This is a genomic window from Flavobacterium sp. (assembly GCF_044348915.1).
GTDB lineage: Bacteria > Bacteroidota > Bacteroidia > Flavobacteriales > Flavobacteriaceae > Flavobacterium.
In genome coordinates, this window is the sequence record NZ_JBIKRX010000010.1 from 28,515 (window position 1) to 45,725 (window position 17,211).

Annotated in this window: 14 protein-coding genes; 5 read left to right on the top strand and 9 right to left on the bottom strand. The window is 35.0% G+C overall.

The genetic code is table 11. The features are described 5' to 3' along the window. Positions 1-132 precede the first annotated feature (132 nt). The 7 genes from ACIQ1E_RS03215 to ACIQ1E_RS03245 all read right to left on the bottom strand — a co-directional run bounded on the left by ACIQ1E_RS03215 (position 133) and on the right by ACIQ1E_RS03245 (position 9,053). Positions 133-3,855, bottom strand: coding sequence for an SNF2-related protein (locus ACIQ1E_RS03215; RefSeq protein ID WP_396168633.1), 3,723 nt, complete (start codon positions 3,853-3,855; stop codon positions 133-135). Between the two features lie 124 nt (positions 3,856-3,979). After that, a complete protein-coding gene (locus ACIQ1E_RS03220) occupies positions 3,980-6,007 on the bottom strand; it encodes a M3 family metallopeptidase (protein WP_396168635.1) in 2,028 nt (675 codons plus the stop codon). Between the two features lie 77 nt (positions 6,008-6,084). Further along, complete coding sequence (gene purE / locus ACIQ1E_RS03225) at positions 6,085-6,570, bottom strand: 5-(carboxyamino)imidazole ribonucleotide mutase (protein WP_396168637.1); 486 nt, start codon at positions 6,568-6,570, stop codon at positions 6,085-6,087. Between the two features lie 15 nt (positions 6,571-6,585). Further along, positions 6,586-7,737, bottom strand: a complete 1,152-nt coding sequence (locus ACIQ1E_RS03230) for a 5-(carboxyamino)imidazole ribonucleotide synthase (protein WP_396168639.1) — start codon at positions 7,735-7,737, stop codon at positions 6,586-6,588. Between the two features lie 50 nt (positions 7,738-7,787). Next, the gene (locus ACIQ1E_RS03235) at positions 7,788-8,207 is read right to left on the bottom strand and encodes a type II toxin-antitoxin system VapC family toxin (RefSeq protein ID WP_396168641.1); all 420 of its coding nucleotides are present in this window, start codon (positions 8,205-8,207) and stop codon (positions 7,788-7,790) included. After that, the gene (locus ACIQ1E_RS03240) at positions 8,204-8,464 is read right to left on the bottom strand and encodes a DUF6364 family protein (RefSeq protein WP_396168643.1); all 261 of its coding nucleotides are present in this window, start codon (positions 8,462-8,464) and stop codon (positions 8,204-8,206) included. Before ACIQ1E_RS03240 ends, ACIQ1E_RS03235 begins: the two co-directional genes overlap by 4 nt. 34 nt (positions 8,465-8,498) lie before the next feature. Further along, positions 8,499-9,053 carry a hypothetical protein gene (locus ACIQ1E_RS03245; protein WP_396168645.1) on the bottom strand — a complete coding sequence of 185 codons (555 nt, stop codon included), beginning with the start codon at positions 9,051-9,053 and terminating at the stop codon, positions 8,499-8,501. A 91-nt stretch (positions 9,054-9,144) separates the two neighbouring features. Here ACIQ1E_RS03245 and hpt point away from each other — a divergent pair, with 91 nt between their 5' ends. The 5 genes from hpt (at position 9,145) to ACIQ1E_RS03270 (ending at position 15,148) form a co-directional block, all read left to right on the top strand. Further along, a complete protein-coding gene (gene hpt, locus ACIQ1E_RS03250) occupies positions 9,145-9,675 on the top strand; it encodes a hypoxanthine phosphoribosyltransferase (protein WP_396168647.1) in 531 nt (176 codons plus the stop codon). Between the two features lie 32 nt (positions 9,676-9,707). Beyond that, positions 9,708-10,280: an adenylate kinase gene (locus tag ACIQ1E_RS03255; protein WP_396168649.1), complete on the top strand. Its 573-nt coding sequence runs from the start codon at positions 9,708-9,710 to the stop codon at positions 10,278-10,280. Positions 10,281-10,361: 81 nt separating this feature from the next. After that, on the top strand, positions 10,362-11,633 hold the full coding sequence (locus ACIQ1E_RS03260) for a hemolysin family protein (protein ID WP_396168651.1): 1,272 nt from the start codon (positions 10,362-10,364) through the stop codon (positions 11,631-11,633). Between the two features lie 134 nt (positions 11,634-11,767). After that, complete coding sequence (gene obgE / locus ACIQ1E_RS03265) at positions 11,768-12,769, top strand: GTPase ObgE (RefSeq protein ID WP_396168653.1); 1,002 nt, start codon at positions 11,768-11,770, stop codon at positions 12,767-12,769. 228 nt (positions 12,770-12,997) lie between these two features. Next, positions 12,998-15,148 carry a S46 family peptidase gene (locus ACIQ1E_RS03270; RefSeq protein WP_396168655.1) on the top strand — a complete coding sequence of 717 codons (2,151 nt, stop codon included), beginning with the start codon at positions 12,998-13,000 and terminating at the stop codon, positions 15,146-15,148. 76 nt (positions 15,149-15,224) lie between these two features. Here the strand turns inward: ACIQ1E_RS03270 and ACIQ1E_RS03275 are convergent, their stop codons facing one another. Further along, positions 15,225-16,217, bottom strand: a complete 993-nt coding sequence (locus tag ACIQ1E_RS03275; RefSeq protein WP_396168657.1) for a glycosyltransferase family protein — start codon at positions 16,215-16,217, stop codon at positions 15,225-15,227. A gap of 41 nt (positions 16,218-16,258) precedes the next feature. Further along, positions 16,259-17,077 (bottom strand): UDP-2,3-diacylglucosamine diphosphatase, encoded by an 819-nt coding sequence (locus ACIQ1E_RS03280; protein ID WP_396168659.1) that lies wholly within the window; start codon positions 17,075-17,077, stop codon positions 16,259-16,261. Between the last annotated feature and the right edge of the window lie 134 nt (positions 17,078-17,211).

A 17,211-nucleotide genomic window follows, 5' to 3' on the forward strand; every position in this document is an offset into this window, starting at 1 on the left:
TTTTGTAAAATGCTTTTTTAAAAATAAAACATCAAATACCTTTCCTAATAATCCGAACGGAGTTTCATATTGCAGTTGATCTGTCATTGTGGTCACTCCGTATCATCTTTTGGTATTTTTAACTGCTTTATTTTAAGAAAAAAATGATTTCACTTGATCCACATCAAACGATTTTTTCTCTTCATCAACTGCTATAATACTAGTGGCAACTGCTTTCTTTTTGCCTTGTAATAATGTAATTTTTTCCTCGATAGTGTCTTTGCAAATCATTCGGTACGCCATTACTTTTTGCTTTTGTCCAATGCGGTAGCAGCGATCAATGGCTTGGTTTTCAACGGCGGGATTCCACCAAGGATCCACCAAGAATACGTAATCGGCTTCGGTTAAATTAAGTCCTGTTCCTCCTGCTTTCAGGCTTATCAAAAACACTCGAACATCTTTATTGTTTTGAAAATTATTTACTTTATCTTCTCTGTTAGTCGTTTGTCCGTCAAGGTATTCGTAGTAAATTTGCTCTTCGTCTAATCGAGTTTTGATGAGTTGTAGCATTTTTACGAACTGTGAAAACACCAATATTTTATGATTCCCTGTTTTTTCTTTGATGTTTTCAAGTAACAAATCCAGTTTGACGGATTGATTTCCGTAGTCTTCCTCATCCGAAATTAAGGCAGGCGAATTGCAAATTTGTCGCAGTTTAGTCAATCCTTCCAAAATGTACATTTGGGCGTTTTCTACTCCGTTTTCGTCAATTTTATTGATGAGGTAGTCTCGATATTTGTTTTTGAAACTATCATAGACCTTGCGTTGTTCGTTGCCCATTTCGCAGTATATAATGCTTTCGGTTTTCTCTGGAAGTTCTTTTGCTACTTGTTCTTTGGTTCTTCGAAGTAAGAAAGGAGCAATCATTTTACTCAACAAATAGGAGGCTTCGTGGTTTTTTTCTTTGTCAATTGCATCTGAAAATTGGGTTTTGAAATGTGTCATATTACCTAATAAACCAGGATTGATAAAGTTCATTTGAGCATACAAATCGAAAGTATTGTTCTCGATAGGAGTCCCGGTCAGCACCAAACGATTATAAGACTTCAATAAGCGAACGGCTTTATAACGTTTTGAATTGGGGTTTTTTATCGCCTGACTTTCATCTAAAATAATGTAATTGAATTTGAAATCTTTCATAAATTCCACATCATTCAACAAGGAGCCATATGTAGAGATAATTAGGTCGTATTTAGAGAAATCGTCTTTGTTTTCCATACGATTTCCGCCAACAAATACGAGCATCTTTAAGGTTGGGCAAAATTTAGCAATTTCGTTTTTCCAGTTAAAAATTAAAGATGTGGGTGCAATAATTAACGAAGGCAAACATTTTTTGTCTTTTAGTTTCAAATACTGCAAGAACGTGATGGCTTGCAATGTTTTCCCCAATCCCATATCATCTGCCAAGCAGCCCCCGAGTTGGTATTTGTCTAAAAATGCCAACCAATTCAATCCGTGATGCTGATATTCTCTTAATTTGGCTTTGATGCCTTTGGGTATGGCGATTTCTTCTATATTGGAGATGTTTTGTAAGCGTTTCTTTTTTTCTAATAATTCGACTAGAAATGGCGGTTTTTTCTCAATCTCTTCAAATAATTCGTCGATAATTCCGAATTGATAATTTGAAATTTTTATACCGTCTTTCTTGATTTCTCCAACTTTAAAATAATTAGAGAATTTCTTCATCCAATCTTCTGGCAGTATTCCAAGTGTTCCATCGCCAAGTGCAACATAATTGCTTTTCTTTAAAAAAGCTTTTTGGAGTTCCTTCAATCCTGCTTTTTGATTGCCAAAACTGATGTCGATTTCGATGTCAAACCAATCTATATCCGACTTTAAATTGACTTTGATAACAGCCTTGTTCAAATTGAACTTGAATGATTTCAAATTATTGGCTCCAAAAACCTTCATTTCCTGTTGGTGCATTCTATCGGTGGCGTGAATCATCCAATAGTTTTCCATCAGTTGATCGGGTGTAAGGAAAAAGAATTCGTCCTGCTCGGCAAAGGCGGGATGCAACCCTCGAAATTCCTCTATGAAGTTATCCTCAAAAGACTGATTTCGTTCTTGGAATAAAATGTTTTTATTGGCTTCGTCCTTATTTAACTCTTCGACAAGTATTTCATTAGAAAATACCGGAATTAATTGATTTGGATATTGAACAGCAGGTTTGAAAACTATATATTGTCCTTCAAAATCGGTAATGTAAACGTGTTTTTCAATAGCTGATTCCTCTATTTTAGCTTTGCTTTTTTTGAAAATTTCCGTTTGAATTTCAAATTTTTCGGATATTGGTTTTACTATTTTTTCAAAAAAATCAGGGGTGTCTTTTTTTAGATAATTAATCTCTGCATAATTGCTAAAATGGTTAAGATATATCGAAAGTTTGGCATCGTTGATGGGTACAATTACATTATCAACAAAAATGTATAAAGGGGTAATTTGAATTGCAGCAGCGTCTAAATTGTAGTTCTTGTCGTTTAGAGAAACTTTAGCTTTTAGTGTGTAGAAATGAGCCGTTTCATTTATCGTAAAAAACAACTTTATTGTTTTGCTGTCATAGCTACAAGGGGTTAAGTTTTTGCAAACCAAAGTTTTGCTGCTATCATAGGTATAGCTGAATTTTTCTTGTAAAATGGCTAAAAGTTCTTTGTTTGCATCAATAGCTTTTTTTAAATAATTTACATCTCTAGAAGATTTAAATTTGGACACTGCGGTGTTGATTTGCATCGTTTTTACAATCAAACTTTGCTCTTGAGCAGAGCTGTAAACCATCAAAGTGTCTTCTAAGTTATAGGTGTTTATTCTGGTAATTGAGGAAGAAAAATCGGTTCTGGTCTTGTTGTATTTGGCTTGAAAAAGTATCAATTCTTGGAATTTTTTTCTTTCAAATTCAAAACAAACCCCTAAGCCAAAATCGTCATCTTTGTTTACCCCTGCTGGTAGGTTTATTATTGTTTCTACTTCTGCAGTTTTGAATATTTTGGAGTAATCTCTGGAATCGGTTGTAATGTTTTTGGCTTTTATCTTAGTTTCAAATCCTTTTGGACTGATTTTAAAACTAAAAATACTATCATAATCATCATCAATTGTGAAGCCATATTTTGCTATGGCGAATTTTATGTTTTCTTCATAATAATCTGTAGCAAACAAATTTTCGCCAAATACATTATTTATTTCTTCTAAAGCTTTGCTAATGTGTTCGCAGGATTTTTTTGTTTTGGTGCAACTACATTCAAATTCTAAAATTTCGGTTTCGGGGTCGTACTTAAATGTTTGTTGGCAGGATGTCCATCCAGAGTTTTTTGTGGTTACTTCGGTTTGAGATGCGGCTACTATTTTGTAATCATCATAACCATAACCTCGGTATCTAGGTGATACTTTCCAATTATTAATGGTGTTTAATGTAATAACACCATTTATCAGTTTGGTTTGGTTGGTTTTGAGTTTGTTATTTTCGCTATTGTTGGCTTTTTCAAAAGGAAGTTCTTCGAATAAAGTATACGCTTTTAGATCCTTGTCCGGCACTACAGTGGGCATCGCACCATTATAATCTTCTATAATTATCTTTAATGAGGCAATGACGTGTTTGCAAATACCCGAGTAACTGTTTTTGTATGGACAAGTGCAAGAAGTGCTAATGTTATTGTTTTCTATGTCTATTTTTATGATGTAGTCACCATAACTTCCTTCGCATTCAAATTCAAATTTAGTCGAAGAGTATTCCGTAATTATGGGATATACATAATTTGCGTTACTTCTTGAATTGGGATTGCTATGTAGTTTGATGTATTTTTTTATTGCGGTGATATCCATTCTGATGCTTGTTTTGCCAAATGTAGCGAAAGATTTATTTTCTTTAAAGTGGAATTAAAAAAAAACCGAAGTAGTGTTGCTTCGGTTTAAATCTGGATTCTAAAATCTGCAATCTGCAATCTTTTTATATCAACCCCGCTCTCTTCAACAAAGCATCTGGTTTTGGCTCTTGTCCTCTAAAGCGTTTGTACAATTCCATAGGAAGTTCCGTTCCGCCTTTTGAAAGGACGTTGTCTTTAAATTTTGTAGCCACTTCTTTATTGAAAATGCCTTTTTCTTGGAAATAAGCAAAAGCATCAGCATCGAGAACTTCGGCCCATTTGTAGCTGTAATATCCCGATGAATAGCCTCCTTGAAAAATATGAGAGAAAGATACCGACATACAGTTATCGGCGACGTCTGGGTATAAGATTGTGCCTTCAAAAGCGGTTTTTTCAAATGCTTTTACGTTGGTGATTTCGGTTGGATCGTTGCTATGGAAAGCCATATCCAATAATCCAAAACTCAATTGACGCAAAGTGGCCATTCCTTCCTGAAAACTGGCACTTTCCTTGATTTTTTCGACAAATTCTTGTGGAATAATTTCCCCAGTTTCATAGTGTTTGGCAAACAAAGCCAAAGCTTCTGGCTCGTAGCACCAGTTTTCCATTACCTGGCTTGGCAATTCCACAAAATCCCAATAAACCGATGTTCCAGATAAACTTGGGTAAGTGGTGTTGGCCAACATTCCGTGTAATCCGTGACCAAATTCGTGGAATAAAGTTGTTACTTCGTTGAAAGTTAATAGTGAAGGTTTGGTTTCTGTAGGTTTTGTAAAGTTGCAAACATTCGAAATATGTGGTCTTTCGTTGATGCCGTCTTTTATAGATTGTGATTTGAAAGAAGTCATCCAAGCACCATTTCGTTTCCCTTTTCTTGGGAAGAAATCGGCGTAAAAAATAGCAACGAGTTCGCCAAATTCGTCTTTGACTTCATAAGTAGTTACTTCTTCGTGGTATTTATCAATGTCGAAAATTTCTGTAAAAGTCAATCCGAATAATTTATTAGCAATGGTAAAAGCTCCCTCGAGAACTTTCTCCAATTGAAAATAGGGTTTCAGTTTTTCATCATCCAAATTGAATAATTTTTGTTTCAATTTCTCTGAATAATAGGTGCCATCCCATTTTTCGAGTTGTTCAATTCCGTCCAGTTCTTTGGCGAAAGCGGTCAATTCAGCAAATTCTCTTTGCGCTGCAGGTTTTGCTTTGGCCAATAAATCATTCAAAAAGGATTTTACTTTATCAGGATTTTGCGCCATTCTTTCTTCGAGAACAAAATGAGAGTGGGTTGCATAACCTAATAAATTAGCTCTTTCAAAACGTAGTTTGGCAATCTTCAAAGTGATTTCTTGATTGTCGAATTCGTTGTTTTGGAATGCTTTTTTACCTGCGGCTATTGCGATTTCCTTTCGCAATTCGCGATTGTCGGCATAAGTTACAAACGGAATATAACTTGGGAAATCCAAAGTAAAAATCCAACCTTCTAACTCTTTGCTTTTTGCCAATGATTTTGCGGCTTCAACGGTTCCTTCTGGAAGTCCTTTTAAATCACTTTCGTTCGTAATATGCAATTGATAGGCGTTGGTTTCGGCTAAAACATTTTCGCCGTATGTCAATTTTAGTTTTGCTAATTCCGTGTCGATTTCACGTAGTTTCGATTTTTTATCTTCCGAAAGTAAAGCGCCATTTCTGGAGAAACTTTTGAATTTTTTGTCCAATAAGGTGGCTTGTTCCGGTGATAATTTCAGGTTGTTTTTTTGTTCGTAAACGACTTTTATTCTTTTGAATAAATCTTCGTTTAGAGTAATATCGTTGCTAAATTCCGTCAATAAAGGCGAAATTTCCTGAGCGATTTTTTGCATTTCTTCGCAAGTTTCCGCCGAATTTAAATTGAAGAAAATTGAAGATAATCGATCTAAAGCATTACCGGAAAACTCAAGTGATTCGATGGTATTTTCGAATGTTGGAGCTTCAGGATTATTAATTATGGTATCAATTTCGGCTTTTGCAGCAGCGATATTTTCGATAAAAGCAGGTTTGTAATCGTCTAGTTTTATCTGCGAAAATGGTGCAGTATTGTGTTTGGTATCGAAATGTTCAGTAAGTATTTTCATTTTTTTTAACCGCTAAGACGCAAAGGCGCAAAGATTTTTAATTTATTTTATTAAAGATTTACACAGAAATTGAATTCCTATTTTTTTAATCCTTCGGCGGCTTTGTTAACTGCTGCTTTCAAGCCTTCTTTATATAAGATGATTTTGTCTAAAACACATTTGTCCGAAGTCCCGATGATTTGTGCTGCTAAGATTCCAGCATTTTTTGATCCGTTTAAGGCAACAGTCGCAACGGGAACACCACCTGGCATTTGTAAAATCGATAATACAGAATCCCAACCATCAATAGAATTGCTTGATTTTACAGGAACTCCAATTACGGGAAGTGGTGACATTGAAGCTACCATTCCCGGTAAATGTGCCGCGCCACCAGCTCCAGCAATAATCACCGAAATCCCGCGAGTGTGGGCGTTTTTACTAAAATCGAACAATTTTTCAGGTGTACGGTGCGCCGAAACAATATCGACTTCGGTTTCTATATCAAATCCTTTTAGGATGTCGATGGCTTCTTGCATTACGGGCATATCGGATATGCTTCCCATTATTACTGCTACTTTGCTCATTTGGTCTGTGTTTGATTATTTATTACTAATTACCCTAATCATCTTTTTTACATCGGCAGCGATGCGTCTTGCTTCGGCCATATTTTCGTTAACAATAGTTACGTGTCCCATTTTGCGGAAAGGTCTTGTTTCTTTCTTGCCGTAAATGTGTGGGGTTACGCCATCTATTGCCATTATTTTTTCTATATTTTCATAAACTACATTTCCTGAAAAACCTTCTGCGCCGACTAAATTGACCATAATTCCAGCCACTTTACTATCAGTATTGCCTAGTGGCAGATCTAATACCGCGCGCAAATGATTCTCAAATTGCGAAGTATAACTGGCTTCGATGGTATGATGACCCGAATTGTGTGGGCGAGGGGCTACTTCGTTTACCAAGATTTCATCGTCTTGTGTTTGGAACATTTCTACTGCAAGAAGGCCAACGTGGTTGAATTTTTCGGAAACATTCAATGCAATGGCTCTTGCTTTGGCTGCCACTTTTTCGTCGATTCGAGCAGGACAAATCACATATTCTACTTGGTTGGCTTCAGGATGAAATTCCATTTCGACCACAGGATAGGTTCTAATTTCGCCAGACGGATTTCGACAAACGATTACCGATAATTCATTTTTGAAAGGAATCATTGCTTCCGAAATACATTCTACATTAGGCAAAGTATCTATGTCCTCAATAGTTCTTATGATTTTTACCCCATTGCCGTCGTAGCCAAACTCAGTGCATTTCCATACAAACGGTAAATTTAGATTACTGATTTTAGACTTTAGATTGTCTAGATTCGAAAATTTTTCAAAAGGAGCTGTTGGAATGTTATTTTTGGCATAGAATTCTTTCTGAATTCCTTTGTTTTGTATGAGTCTCAAGGTTTTTGGCGAAGGAAATACTTTTAATCCTTCACTTTCTAATTTTTCTAAGGCTTCAAGATTGACCAATTCAATTTCGAAGGTTAAAACATCAACTTGCTTACCAAAATTATAAACGGTATCGAAATCGGTCAAACTGCCTTGAAAGAATTTATTACAAGCTATTTTGCAAGGGGCTTCGTCGCTTGGGTCTAACACATAAGTTTGAATATCAAATTTTCTGGTATCAAATAACAGCATTTTGCCCAATTGTCCGCCACCGAGGATTCCTAATTTAAAATGGGAAGAGAAATAATTCATTTGTTTTAGTTATTGTTTATTAACGGTTAAATGCAGTCGCTTCGCTAGTGTCATTTAGTTATTGTGTTTAAAAATTCGTCTGGAGTGAAAACGTTGATTTCTGAAAATTTAAAATCTTTCAAATCTCTTGTTATGATACAATCCATTGTGTTTATTGACTGTGCTGCGGTAATTTGAATGGCGTCTTCGAAATCTTTATGACTGGATTTGAGGCTTTTTTTAATAATAGTAATATCTACAGGAATGATTGTGATTGCATTAGTTATTTCATCTAAAGCCATTCTAATTTTATCTTCTTGGATAAATTTTTTCAATAGATAATGTAGGGTAGATATTGTGTTTGAAGAAGTGTAAAACAGTACTTTTTTACTCAAACCAAGTTTGTAAATGGCTGAAGATGATTTATAAAAAGGTTGTCTATTTGCCAAAATATCCATTAAAACATTGGTGTCTAAGAAAACATTTTTCATTTTAAATATTTTTCTTCTAAATAGTCTTGAACAGCTTTCTTTTCATCAAAATCTGGAGGTAAGTTTACAATGCCAGTAATTTTTTTTATCCTAGATTCAAATTCATCCTCGTTGTTTGCATCATTATTTGAATTAGACATCAAACTTTTAAAATAATTTTCCACCATTTCAGATAAACTTCTACCAGTTCCTTTGGCATAGATTTTTGCATTTTCAATAACGCTTTTTTCTAACGATAAAGTGAGTTTAGTGTTCATATACGTATAGTTTTTACAAAGGTACGGATATTTATTATTTCTGTTTGTTAATTTTTTTTAAAATCTCTCTTCCAACGGCTTTGTAGGCTGCAGAATGGTTGTTGTAATCTTTGTCTAAAATAACTTTCAATTCAGGATGAATCCAGTTGAAATGATTGCCCAACAGATGCAAAGCTCGAATGGAATAGCATTTTGAAGCGACTTTTGTATTCGTGATCAGCCAGTCAAAGCAGGTTTCTGTGATTTGTTGCAACTGATTTTCGGTTAGTGAAATTTCTTTTTTCTTGAAATGGGAAATAGTCAGCAACAAACCTATTTTTGCAGCAGGACGGATAGCGCTATCGTGTGTTAAATTTTTAATATTGGAACAAAAAAAATCCAAATGCGGAACGAGCCATTCAAGTTTTTCATAGCATATCAGTTCTAAAATCCAAAAAGCTTTCGGCGCACTTTTGTTAGAAAATTGGAAACACAGCTCAATTAGTTCACTGAAAAGGCTTTGATTTTCGATAATTTCGCTTGCCAATTCATTTCTAACGACCCTATGGGCAGTTACTAATTGTAATTTTTTTTGAAGATCCGATGGCATTTTTAGCAAATTTGATTTAAAAGTACAAATCAATTGTCAAATGTCAATGCTGAAATCCCTATCTTTGCAAATTATTTTTAAATTGAAAAAAGTGATACAACTACACGATAAACAATTTGTTCCGTTTATTTCAGCTCAAGAAATAGACTTTGCTATTGCAAAAATAGCCGCCTCGGTTGAAGATGATTTTGCCGATGAAACGCCTATTTTCATTGGTGTTTTGAATGGTGCTTTTATGGTAGTTTCTGATTTTATGAAACATTACAAAGCCCCTTGTGAAGTAAGTTTTATAAAAATGGCTTCTTATGAAGGGATGACTTCAACTAATGAAGTGAAACAATTGATAGGACTAGATAGAGATTTGACCGGAAAAACGGTGGTTGTAATCGAAGATATTGTGGATACGGGTAACACTTTGGTGGCATTGAAAGAATTATTCAAGAAGCAAAATGTAAAACACTTTAAGATCGCAACGCTTTTCTTCAAGCCAGAAGCCTTAGTAAACGACATCAAAATTGACTATGTTGGAATCAGAATCCCAAATAAATTTATTGTTGGATTCGGATTGGACTATGACGGATTAGGTAGAAATTTACCTGAAGTATATAAATTAAAAGAATAAAATATAACACAACTACCATATACAATTTAATAATGATTAACATAGTTTTATTTGGGAAACCAGGAGCGGGAAAAGGAACTCAAGCCGAGTTTTTAAAAGAAAAATACAATTTGATGCATCTTTCTACGGGAGATATTTTTAGATTTAATATTAAAAACGAAACAGCATTAGGGAAATTAGCCAAAACATATATAGATAAAGGCGATTTGGTACCTGATGAAGTTACTATAAAAATGTTGGAAGATACGGTAAATAAAAATCTTGATGTTGCGGGATTTTTATTTGATGGTTTTCCAAGAACATTGGCCCAAGCGATTGAATTAGACACTTTTTTAGATTCGAAAAATTGGAAAATCACGGCTACTATTGCACTTGAAGCAAACGATGAAGTCTTAGTTCAACGTATACTTGAAAGAGGAAAAACAAGTGGAAGATCTGATGATCAAGATGAAGAAAAAATCAGACATCGTTACCAAGAATACAACGAAAAAACTGCTCCTTTGATCGAGTATTACAAAAATCAAAATAAATTTTATCCTGTAGATGGGATTGGTTCAATTGCCGAAATTACCGAGCGATTAAGCAAAGTGATTGATCATTTTTAAAAAAGTTTTAGTTTATGGATTAGTTGTTGATTGTTGCCAATTCAACAACTAGCTATAAACAAAAAAACAGTAAACATACCAATGGAAATTCTAATAATTCTTTTTTTAATCATTCTGAACGGAATTTTTTCAATGTCCGAAATTGCATTGATTTCTGCTCGAAAAAATCGATTGGAAACAGCGGCTAAAAAAGGGAGTAAAAATGCACAAATTGCATTAGATTTAGCTAATTCCCCTAACAAGTTCTTATCTACGGTTCAAATAGGGATTACACTAATCGGAATACTTACTGGTATTTATTCAGGGGAAAAAATTACCCACGATGTGCAAGCTTTTGTGGGAAGTTTTGAGATATTAAAGCCCTTTTCAGAATCAATTGGCGTCGGAATAGTTGTAGTGATTTTGACTTTTTTTTCGTTGGTTTTAGGGGAATTGTTGCCTAAAAGAATTGGGTTGAATCATCCTGAAGCCATTGCGAAAGCTGTAGCATTGCCAATGAAAATTGTTTCAATTATTACAGCTCCATTCATTTGGTTGTTGACACATTCGACAGAGTTTTTATTAGATATTTTGCAAATAAAACCCACAGCCGACGGTAAAGTAACCGAAGAGGAAATCAAAGCGATTATCAAAGAAGGAACCGAAGTGGGCGAAGTTCAAGAAATCGAACAGGATATCGTAGAGCGTGTTTTTCATATCGGTGACCGAAAGATAAATTCTTTAATGACTCACCGAAAATCAGTGATGATTTTGCCTTTGCACTCCAATAAAGAAAAGGTTAGAGAGTTTATGCTTAAAGAGCTACATTCTATTTATCCTGTTTATGGAGAGAATCATGATGATATTTTAGGGGTTGTAAGTTTAAAAAATATATTTGCTCATTTTGAGAATGAAAATTTCAATTTGCCTGAAATCATGACCGAAGCTCCTTTTATGATGGAGCAAACTACGGCTTATAAGGCTTTGGAGCAGTTCAAGAATACTGGCATTCATTATGCTTTGGTGTCAGATGAATATGGCGTTTTTCAGGGGATTATTACTTTGAATGATATTTTAGAGGCCTTGGTGGGTGACGCATCTGATTTTTATAAAGATGATTTTAAATTAGTCGAAAGAGAAGACGGAACTTGGTTGGTTGATGGGCATTATTCATTGCACGATTTCTTGACCTATTTCGAGTTAGACGAATTAATAAATGATTACGAAGTTACTACGGTTAGTGGCTTAATAATGACTGAATTATCGCATATACCAAAAGAAGGTGAAATACTGATTTGGCAAAAATTTGAGTTAGAAGTCCTTGATATGGATGGGGTGAAGATTGATAAAGTGTCGGTGAAAGCCATAAAATAATAGTGTTCAGTATTCAGTTTTTAGTATTCAGTGGCGCGCTGACCACTAAAAGACTGACCACTAAAAACAGATGGCAGTTTGTAGATTTCAGTTTTTTGGAATCTAAAATCTAAAATCTAAAATCTAAAATTAAAATGACAGAAGGTAACTTTGTAGATTACGTAAAAATATTTGTTTCTTCTGGAAAAGGAGGAAAGGGCTCCACGCATTTGCATAGAGAAAAGTTTATTCAATATGGAGGTCCAGATGGCGGTGATGGTGGCCGAGGAGGACATGTTTATTTGGTTGGAAACAAAGCTCTTTGGACATTGTTTCACCTAAAATTTGCGCGTCATATCAAAGGGGGTTACGGAGGGGACGGAAGTGGAGACCGCAGTACGGGGGCTGATGGAGAAGATAAATACATCGAAGTGCCATTAGGTACTGTGGTAAAAGACAAAGAAACAGGTGAAACATTATTTGAAATTACCGAAGATGGAGAAAAAAGAATTCTTTGTCAAGGAGGAAAAGGAGGTTTAGGGAACTGGCATTTCAGAAGTTCGACCAATCAAACACCAAGATATGCCCAGCCTGGTTTGCCAGGGGTAGAACTGGATGTAATACTGGAACTTAAAGTATTGGCAGACGTCGGTTTGGTAGGTTTTCCAAATGCAGGAAAATCGACTTTATTGTCGGTTTTGACTTCAGCGAAACCCAAAATTGCCGATTATCCTTTTACCACTTTAAAACCCAATCTCGGAATTGTTGCTTACAGAGATTTTCAATCTTTTGTAATTGCCGATATTCCGGGAATTATAGAAGGTGCTGCCGAAGGAAAAGGTCTTGGCCATTATTTCTTGCGACATATCGAAAGAAATTCTACTTTACTTTTCTTGGTTCCTGTTGATACGCCTGACATTAAAGGCGAATATGATATTCTAGTAAACGAATTGACAAAATACAATCCAGAAATGCTGGATAAAGAACGTTTGTTGGTCATTTCAAAATGCGATATGCTCGATGATGAACTCAAAGCAGAATTGAAAATTCAATTAGATAAAGAGTTCAAAGGCATTCCATATTTATTTATTTCATCGGTGGCACAACAAGGGTTAACGGATCTGAAAGACAAGCTTTGGAAAATGTTGAATGAGTAAAAATTGTTAATTTTTTATAGAAAGAAGGTGTTCTAGAAATAGAGCGCTTTTTTTATGCAATTAAGGACAACTTTAATTTTTTTGGTGATTATATGCTGTGAATATTTTATCAAATCCTTAATTATCATTACTTTTGCTCGGCTATTTTTAGTGAATAATCTGTTTTGGTATAAGAAATTGGTTTTTCGATTTATAGTATGTGTTTATTCAATCTTAATATTTTAAAAAATGAAAAAATTTATTTTTGCCCTGATTGCAGGGATAATGCTTGTGCCCGCTTCTGTTAAAGCAGATGAAGGAATGTGGTTCCTAATGTTTATCGAACGTTTGAATCACCGTGATATGCAAAAAATGGGATTGCAGTTGACAACCGAAGAAATTTACAGCATCAATCACAGTAGTTTGAAAGATGCCGTGGTGCAATTCAATGGGGGATGTACTGCCGAAATCGTTTCGAAAGAAGGATTAGTTTTGACCAATCATCACTGCGGATACAGCGCTATTGCAGAACTTTCATCGGCCGAACAAAACTATTTGAAAGATGGTTTTTGGGCAAAGGACAAAAGCGCCGAAATGAAACCAAAATCTTTATACGTTCGATTTTTTGTAAGAATGGATGATGTTTCGAAAAGAATTTTATCTAAAGTGAATGATAAAATGACCGAAACAGAGCGAAATAAAACCATTCAACAAGAGATTGTTTTGATTGAAAAAGAGAACAGCGAAGGTGGGAAATACACGGTTTCGGTTCGTCCTTTCTTTAAAGGAAATGAATATTATTATTTTGTTTATCAAGATTATAAAGACGTTCGTTTGGTAGGAACACCACCAGAAAGTCTAGGGAAGTTTGGAAAAGACACCGACAACTGGGAGTGGCCGCGTCACACCGCCGATTTTTCTATGTTTAGAGTGTATGCCGATAAAGACGGGAATCCAGCCGAATATTCTACAGAGAATGTACCTCTGAAACCTAAACATCATTTGCCAATAAGTTTAAATGGTGTAAAAGAAAATGATTTTGCCATGATTTTAGGTTATCCAGGGAGAACCAATCGTTGGATGCCAGCTAATGGTATTGAACAAAATATAAAGTATGCCTATCCTGCTTGGGTTGAAGGAGCAAAAATGGGAATGGACAGAATGAAAGTCTATATGGATAAGGATGCAACTGTCAATTTGCAATATGCATCAAAATATGCTTCGACGGCTAATTACTGGAAAAACCGTCAAGGAATGATTGATGCCTTGACCAAATCAGGCACGGTAAAAACGAAAACTGTAGAAGAAGCTAAATTTAATACTTGGGCCAATAAACCGGAGAATAAAGCTAAATATGGTAATGTAATTGCAGTGATTAATGAGTATTATGCCAAAACAAATCTGAAAGCACGTCACGATAATTACTTGGCACAGTTGATGAGAACAACCTCTTATGGTCCTTCACCTGCAAATGTTGGGAATGCGCTTTTAGGGTATTACAAAGAAAATGAGGCTAAAAGAGCTGAAATGCTTCCAAGGTTAAATGCTTTGATTGAAACAGTTTACGGAAAATTTTACGCTCCATTAGAAAAAGATGTTTTTACCGCGCAGTTGAATTTATATACTTCAAAAGGTTCAGAATATGGGCTTTCTCCGATGGTATCAAAATTGAAACAAGAAAATAATGGTGACTTCACAAATTTTGTAAACGAAGCAGTTGCTAAAAGTATTTTTACTTCCAAAGAAACTATTTTGGTCTTTATGAAAGATCCAAAACCAGAAAACATTAGCTCGGATCCATTGTACCTTATTTCAAATGACTTGGCTCAAAAAGCAAGAACGAAATCAGAGGAACAACAAAAATTAGACGATAGTTTCGAAAAAGCGTTCCGTAATTTGGTAGAAGGTTTGCGCGAATCTAAAATAAACACCATTCAGTATCCAGATGCCAACTCGACTTTGAGATTGTCTTATGGCAAAGTAAATGCTTTGCCAGCAGACAAAAGAAATGATGCAAAAGTCAACAATTATACGACTATGACCGGATTGGTTAATAAGTACAAAGCTGGCGACGATGAATTTGATCTACCAGCTCGCATATTAGAGATGAACAAAGCAAAAGATTTCGGTAAATATGCGGACAAAGCAGGATACATGCCAGTCAATTTCTTGACAGATAATGATATCACGGGTGGTAATTCAGGTTCTCCAGTTTTAAATGGAAAAGGCGAATTGATTGGACTTGCTTTTGATGGTAATATCGAGGGGATTGCTGGAGATGTTATTTTTGATAAAAAACAACAAAGAACAATCAACGTCGATATTCGATTCGTACTTTGGTTGATTGATAAATATGCCGGAGCAAAACATATTGTCGATGAAATGACAATAGCTAAATAGTAGTATTTTTTTTAATTTATAACCCGTTGCAAAATTATTTGCGACGGGTTTTTTTTATAATTTGTTTTGACTCACATTAGCTTTTATTATAGGTGTCAAACAAAAACTGCAAAGTCTCAGGAATAGTATTGGCTTGCATTTTTGGATAAATGACAATTGAGTTGAGCCAATTTTCGATAATTTCATCAAAATTGTCTCCTACTTCATAAACAACAGGAATCCCCATTTTCTTTAAAGCTGCCGCATTACATTCTTGCTCATAATGATCTCGAATGGGAATACTTAATACTTTTTTTCGAAGATACAAAGCTTCGGCAGGGGTTTCAAATCCACCGCCGGTAATGATGCCGCAACAATTGATTAAACTTTCATTAAATAGTTTTTGATTGACTGGAAAGTATGTAATGTTCCCTACGGTATGTTTCGTCTGAACATCATTCAAAAACCAATGAAATTGCACATCCGATAGTTTATGGAACGCTTTTTCCAAACAATCTTTTTGAAAAGACGGTAAATAAACAGTGATATGATTTAGGTTTTTAGGTTCCGCTTGTACAATTTCGTCCTTTATGATTGGGGGATGAATAAAGGAATCGTATTTTTCAAAATGCAATCCAATATGTTTGGGCGAAGGAGCATAATGTTTAAGAATCATTTCACCCATCACGCTTCTTTTTTCAGGTCTTGGCGTATTTTCAGACACAAAACTAGCTTGATGACCAAATTGCACCGAATGTACTTTCTGCATTTTGCACGCCAATGAGGTAATGGAATCAAAATCATTGATAACGACATCGTAGTTTTTCAATGGCAGTGATTTGGCATCTTTATACATTTGAAGCGGTTGAATATTTTTGGCTATATCCCAATAATTCAAACCACCACATTTGCTGTAATGCAAACTACAACCAGCACTTCTGAATTTTATAGGCAAGTCAGCATTCAAACTGGCATTATTTCCACTCAAAAAGAAATCTACTTCGCCAAATTTTTTCAAATAAGGATACAATTGGGTGGCTCTACTGATGTGTCCGTTGCCCGTGGCTTGTATTGCATAAAATATTTTCATAGATTTAGATTTAGAAAGTAATTGGATTAAAAAATGGCTTCTTAATTCGATAAAATTTTCGCAACAATATCATTCATATTTTTATCATACTTAGGGTCTTCATGTGAAAAATCAGATTTTTTGTAGTGAAAAATTTTCCATTTTTCTTTTTTATATTCCAATGCCGTGAGGTTTTCCACCCAATCACCACTGTTCAAATACATCACTTTTCCGTGTTTGGTCTTCACCATTTTTTTTTGAGGCATATGAATGTGTCCGCAAACCACATAACTGTATTTTTTCTCGATGGCAATTTCGGCTGCTGTGGTTTCAAAATTGGATACAAAGGCAACAGCTTTCTTTACACTATTTTTAATAACTTTCGAAAAACTTCTTTTTTCTCTTCCAAGTGATACCAAAATCCAATTAACAAGACTGTTAATCAAAATCAACAAATCATAACCTTTACCACCTAATTTTGCCAAGAATTTAGCATACCCTTTTGTCGAAGAATCGAATACATCGCCGTGAAAAATCCAAGTTTTCTTTCCGTCCAAATCCAAGATGAGTTTATCGACTAATTCTAGATTTCCTAGTATAAAATCCGAGTATTTTCGTAAGGCTTCGTCGTGGTTTCCGGTGATGTAAACCACACGAGTTCCGGAATTGGACATTTTTATGATATAACGCAAGACTTCCATATGGGCAACAGGAAAATAGCGTTTGCTAAAACTCCACATATCAATAATATCTCCGTTGAGGACTAAAGTTTTGGGCTGAATGGATTTTAAATACTGTAATAATTCTTTGGCGTGGCAGCCGTAAGTACCTAAGTGAACATCACTTATAACCACTAAGGGTATTTTTCTTTTACGATTCATATAAAGTTTTTACGAAAGTAAGGGGGCAATGTTAGGTGAATGTTTGTTTAGTATTAAGATTAAGTTGGTTTTTAAGCAAAAAATCCGCCAAGTTTATTGAAAACGAGACGAATTTTTTAATGGATTGAAAGGGC

Excerpts from the sequence above, each read along its gene's own strand:
- ACIQ1E_RS03215 (WP_396168633.1), bottom strand. The coding sequence starts at position 3,855 with ATGGATATCACCGCAATAAAAAAATACATCAAACTACATAGCAATCCC.
- ACIQ1E_RS03220 (WP_396168635.1), bottom strand. The coding sequence starts at position 6,007 with ATGAAAATACTTACTGAACATTTCGATACCAAACACAATACTGCACCA.
- purE (WP_396168637.1), bottom strand. The coding sequence starts at position 6,570 with ATGAGCAAAGTAGCAGTAATAATGGGAAGCATATCCGATATGCCCGTA.
- ACIQ1E_RS03230 (WP_396168639.1), bottom strand. The coding sequence starts at position 7,737 with ATGAATTATTTCTCTTCCCATTTTAAATTAGGAATCCTCGGTGGCGGA.
- ACIQ1E_RS03235 (WP_396168641.1), bottom strand. The coding sequence starts at position 8,207 with ATGAAAAATGTTTTCTTAGACACCAATGTTTTAATGGATATTTTGGCA.
- ACIQ1E_RS03240 (WP_396168643.1), bottom strand. The coding sequence starts at position 8,464 with ATGAACACTAAACTCACTTTATCGTTAGAAAAAAGCGTTATTGAAAAT.
- ACIQ1E_RS03245 (WP_396168645.1), bottom strand. The coding sequence starts at position 9,053 with ATGCCATCGGATCTTCAAAAAAAATTACAATTAGTAACTGCCCATAGG.
- ACIQ1E_RS03255 (WP_396168649.1), top strand. The coding sequence starts at position 9,708 with ATGATTAACATAGTTTTATTTGGGAAACCAGGAGCGGGAAAAGGAACT.
- ACIQ1E_RS03260 (WP_396168651.1), top strand. The coding sequence starts at position 10,362 with ATGGAAATTCTAATAATTCTTTTTTTAATCATTCTGAACGGAATTTTT.
- obgE (WP_396168653.1), top strand. The coding sequence starts at position 11,768 with ATGACAGAAGGTAACTTTGTAGATTACGTAAAAATATTTGTTTCTTCT.
- ACIQ1E_RS03270 (WP_396168655.1), top strand. The coding sequence starts at position 12,998 with ATGAAAAAATTTATTTTTGCCCTGATTGCAGGGATAATGCTTGTGCCC.
- ACIQ1E_RS03275 (WP_396168657.1), bottom strand. The coding sequence starts at position 16,217 with ATGAAAATATTTTATGCAATACAAGCCACGGGCAACGGACACATCAGT.
- ACIQ1E_RS03280 (WP_396168659.1), bottom strand. The coding sequence starts at position 17,077 with ATGAATCGTAAAAGAAAAATACCCTTAGTGGTTATAAGTGATGTTCAC.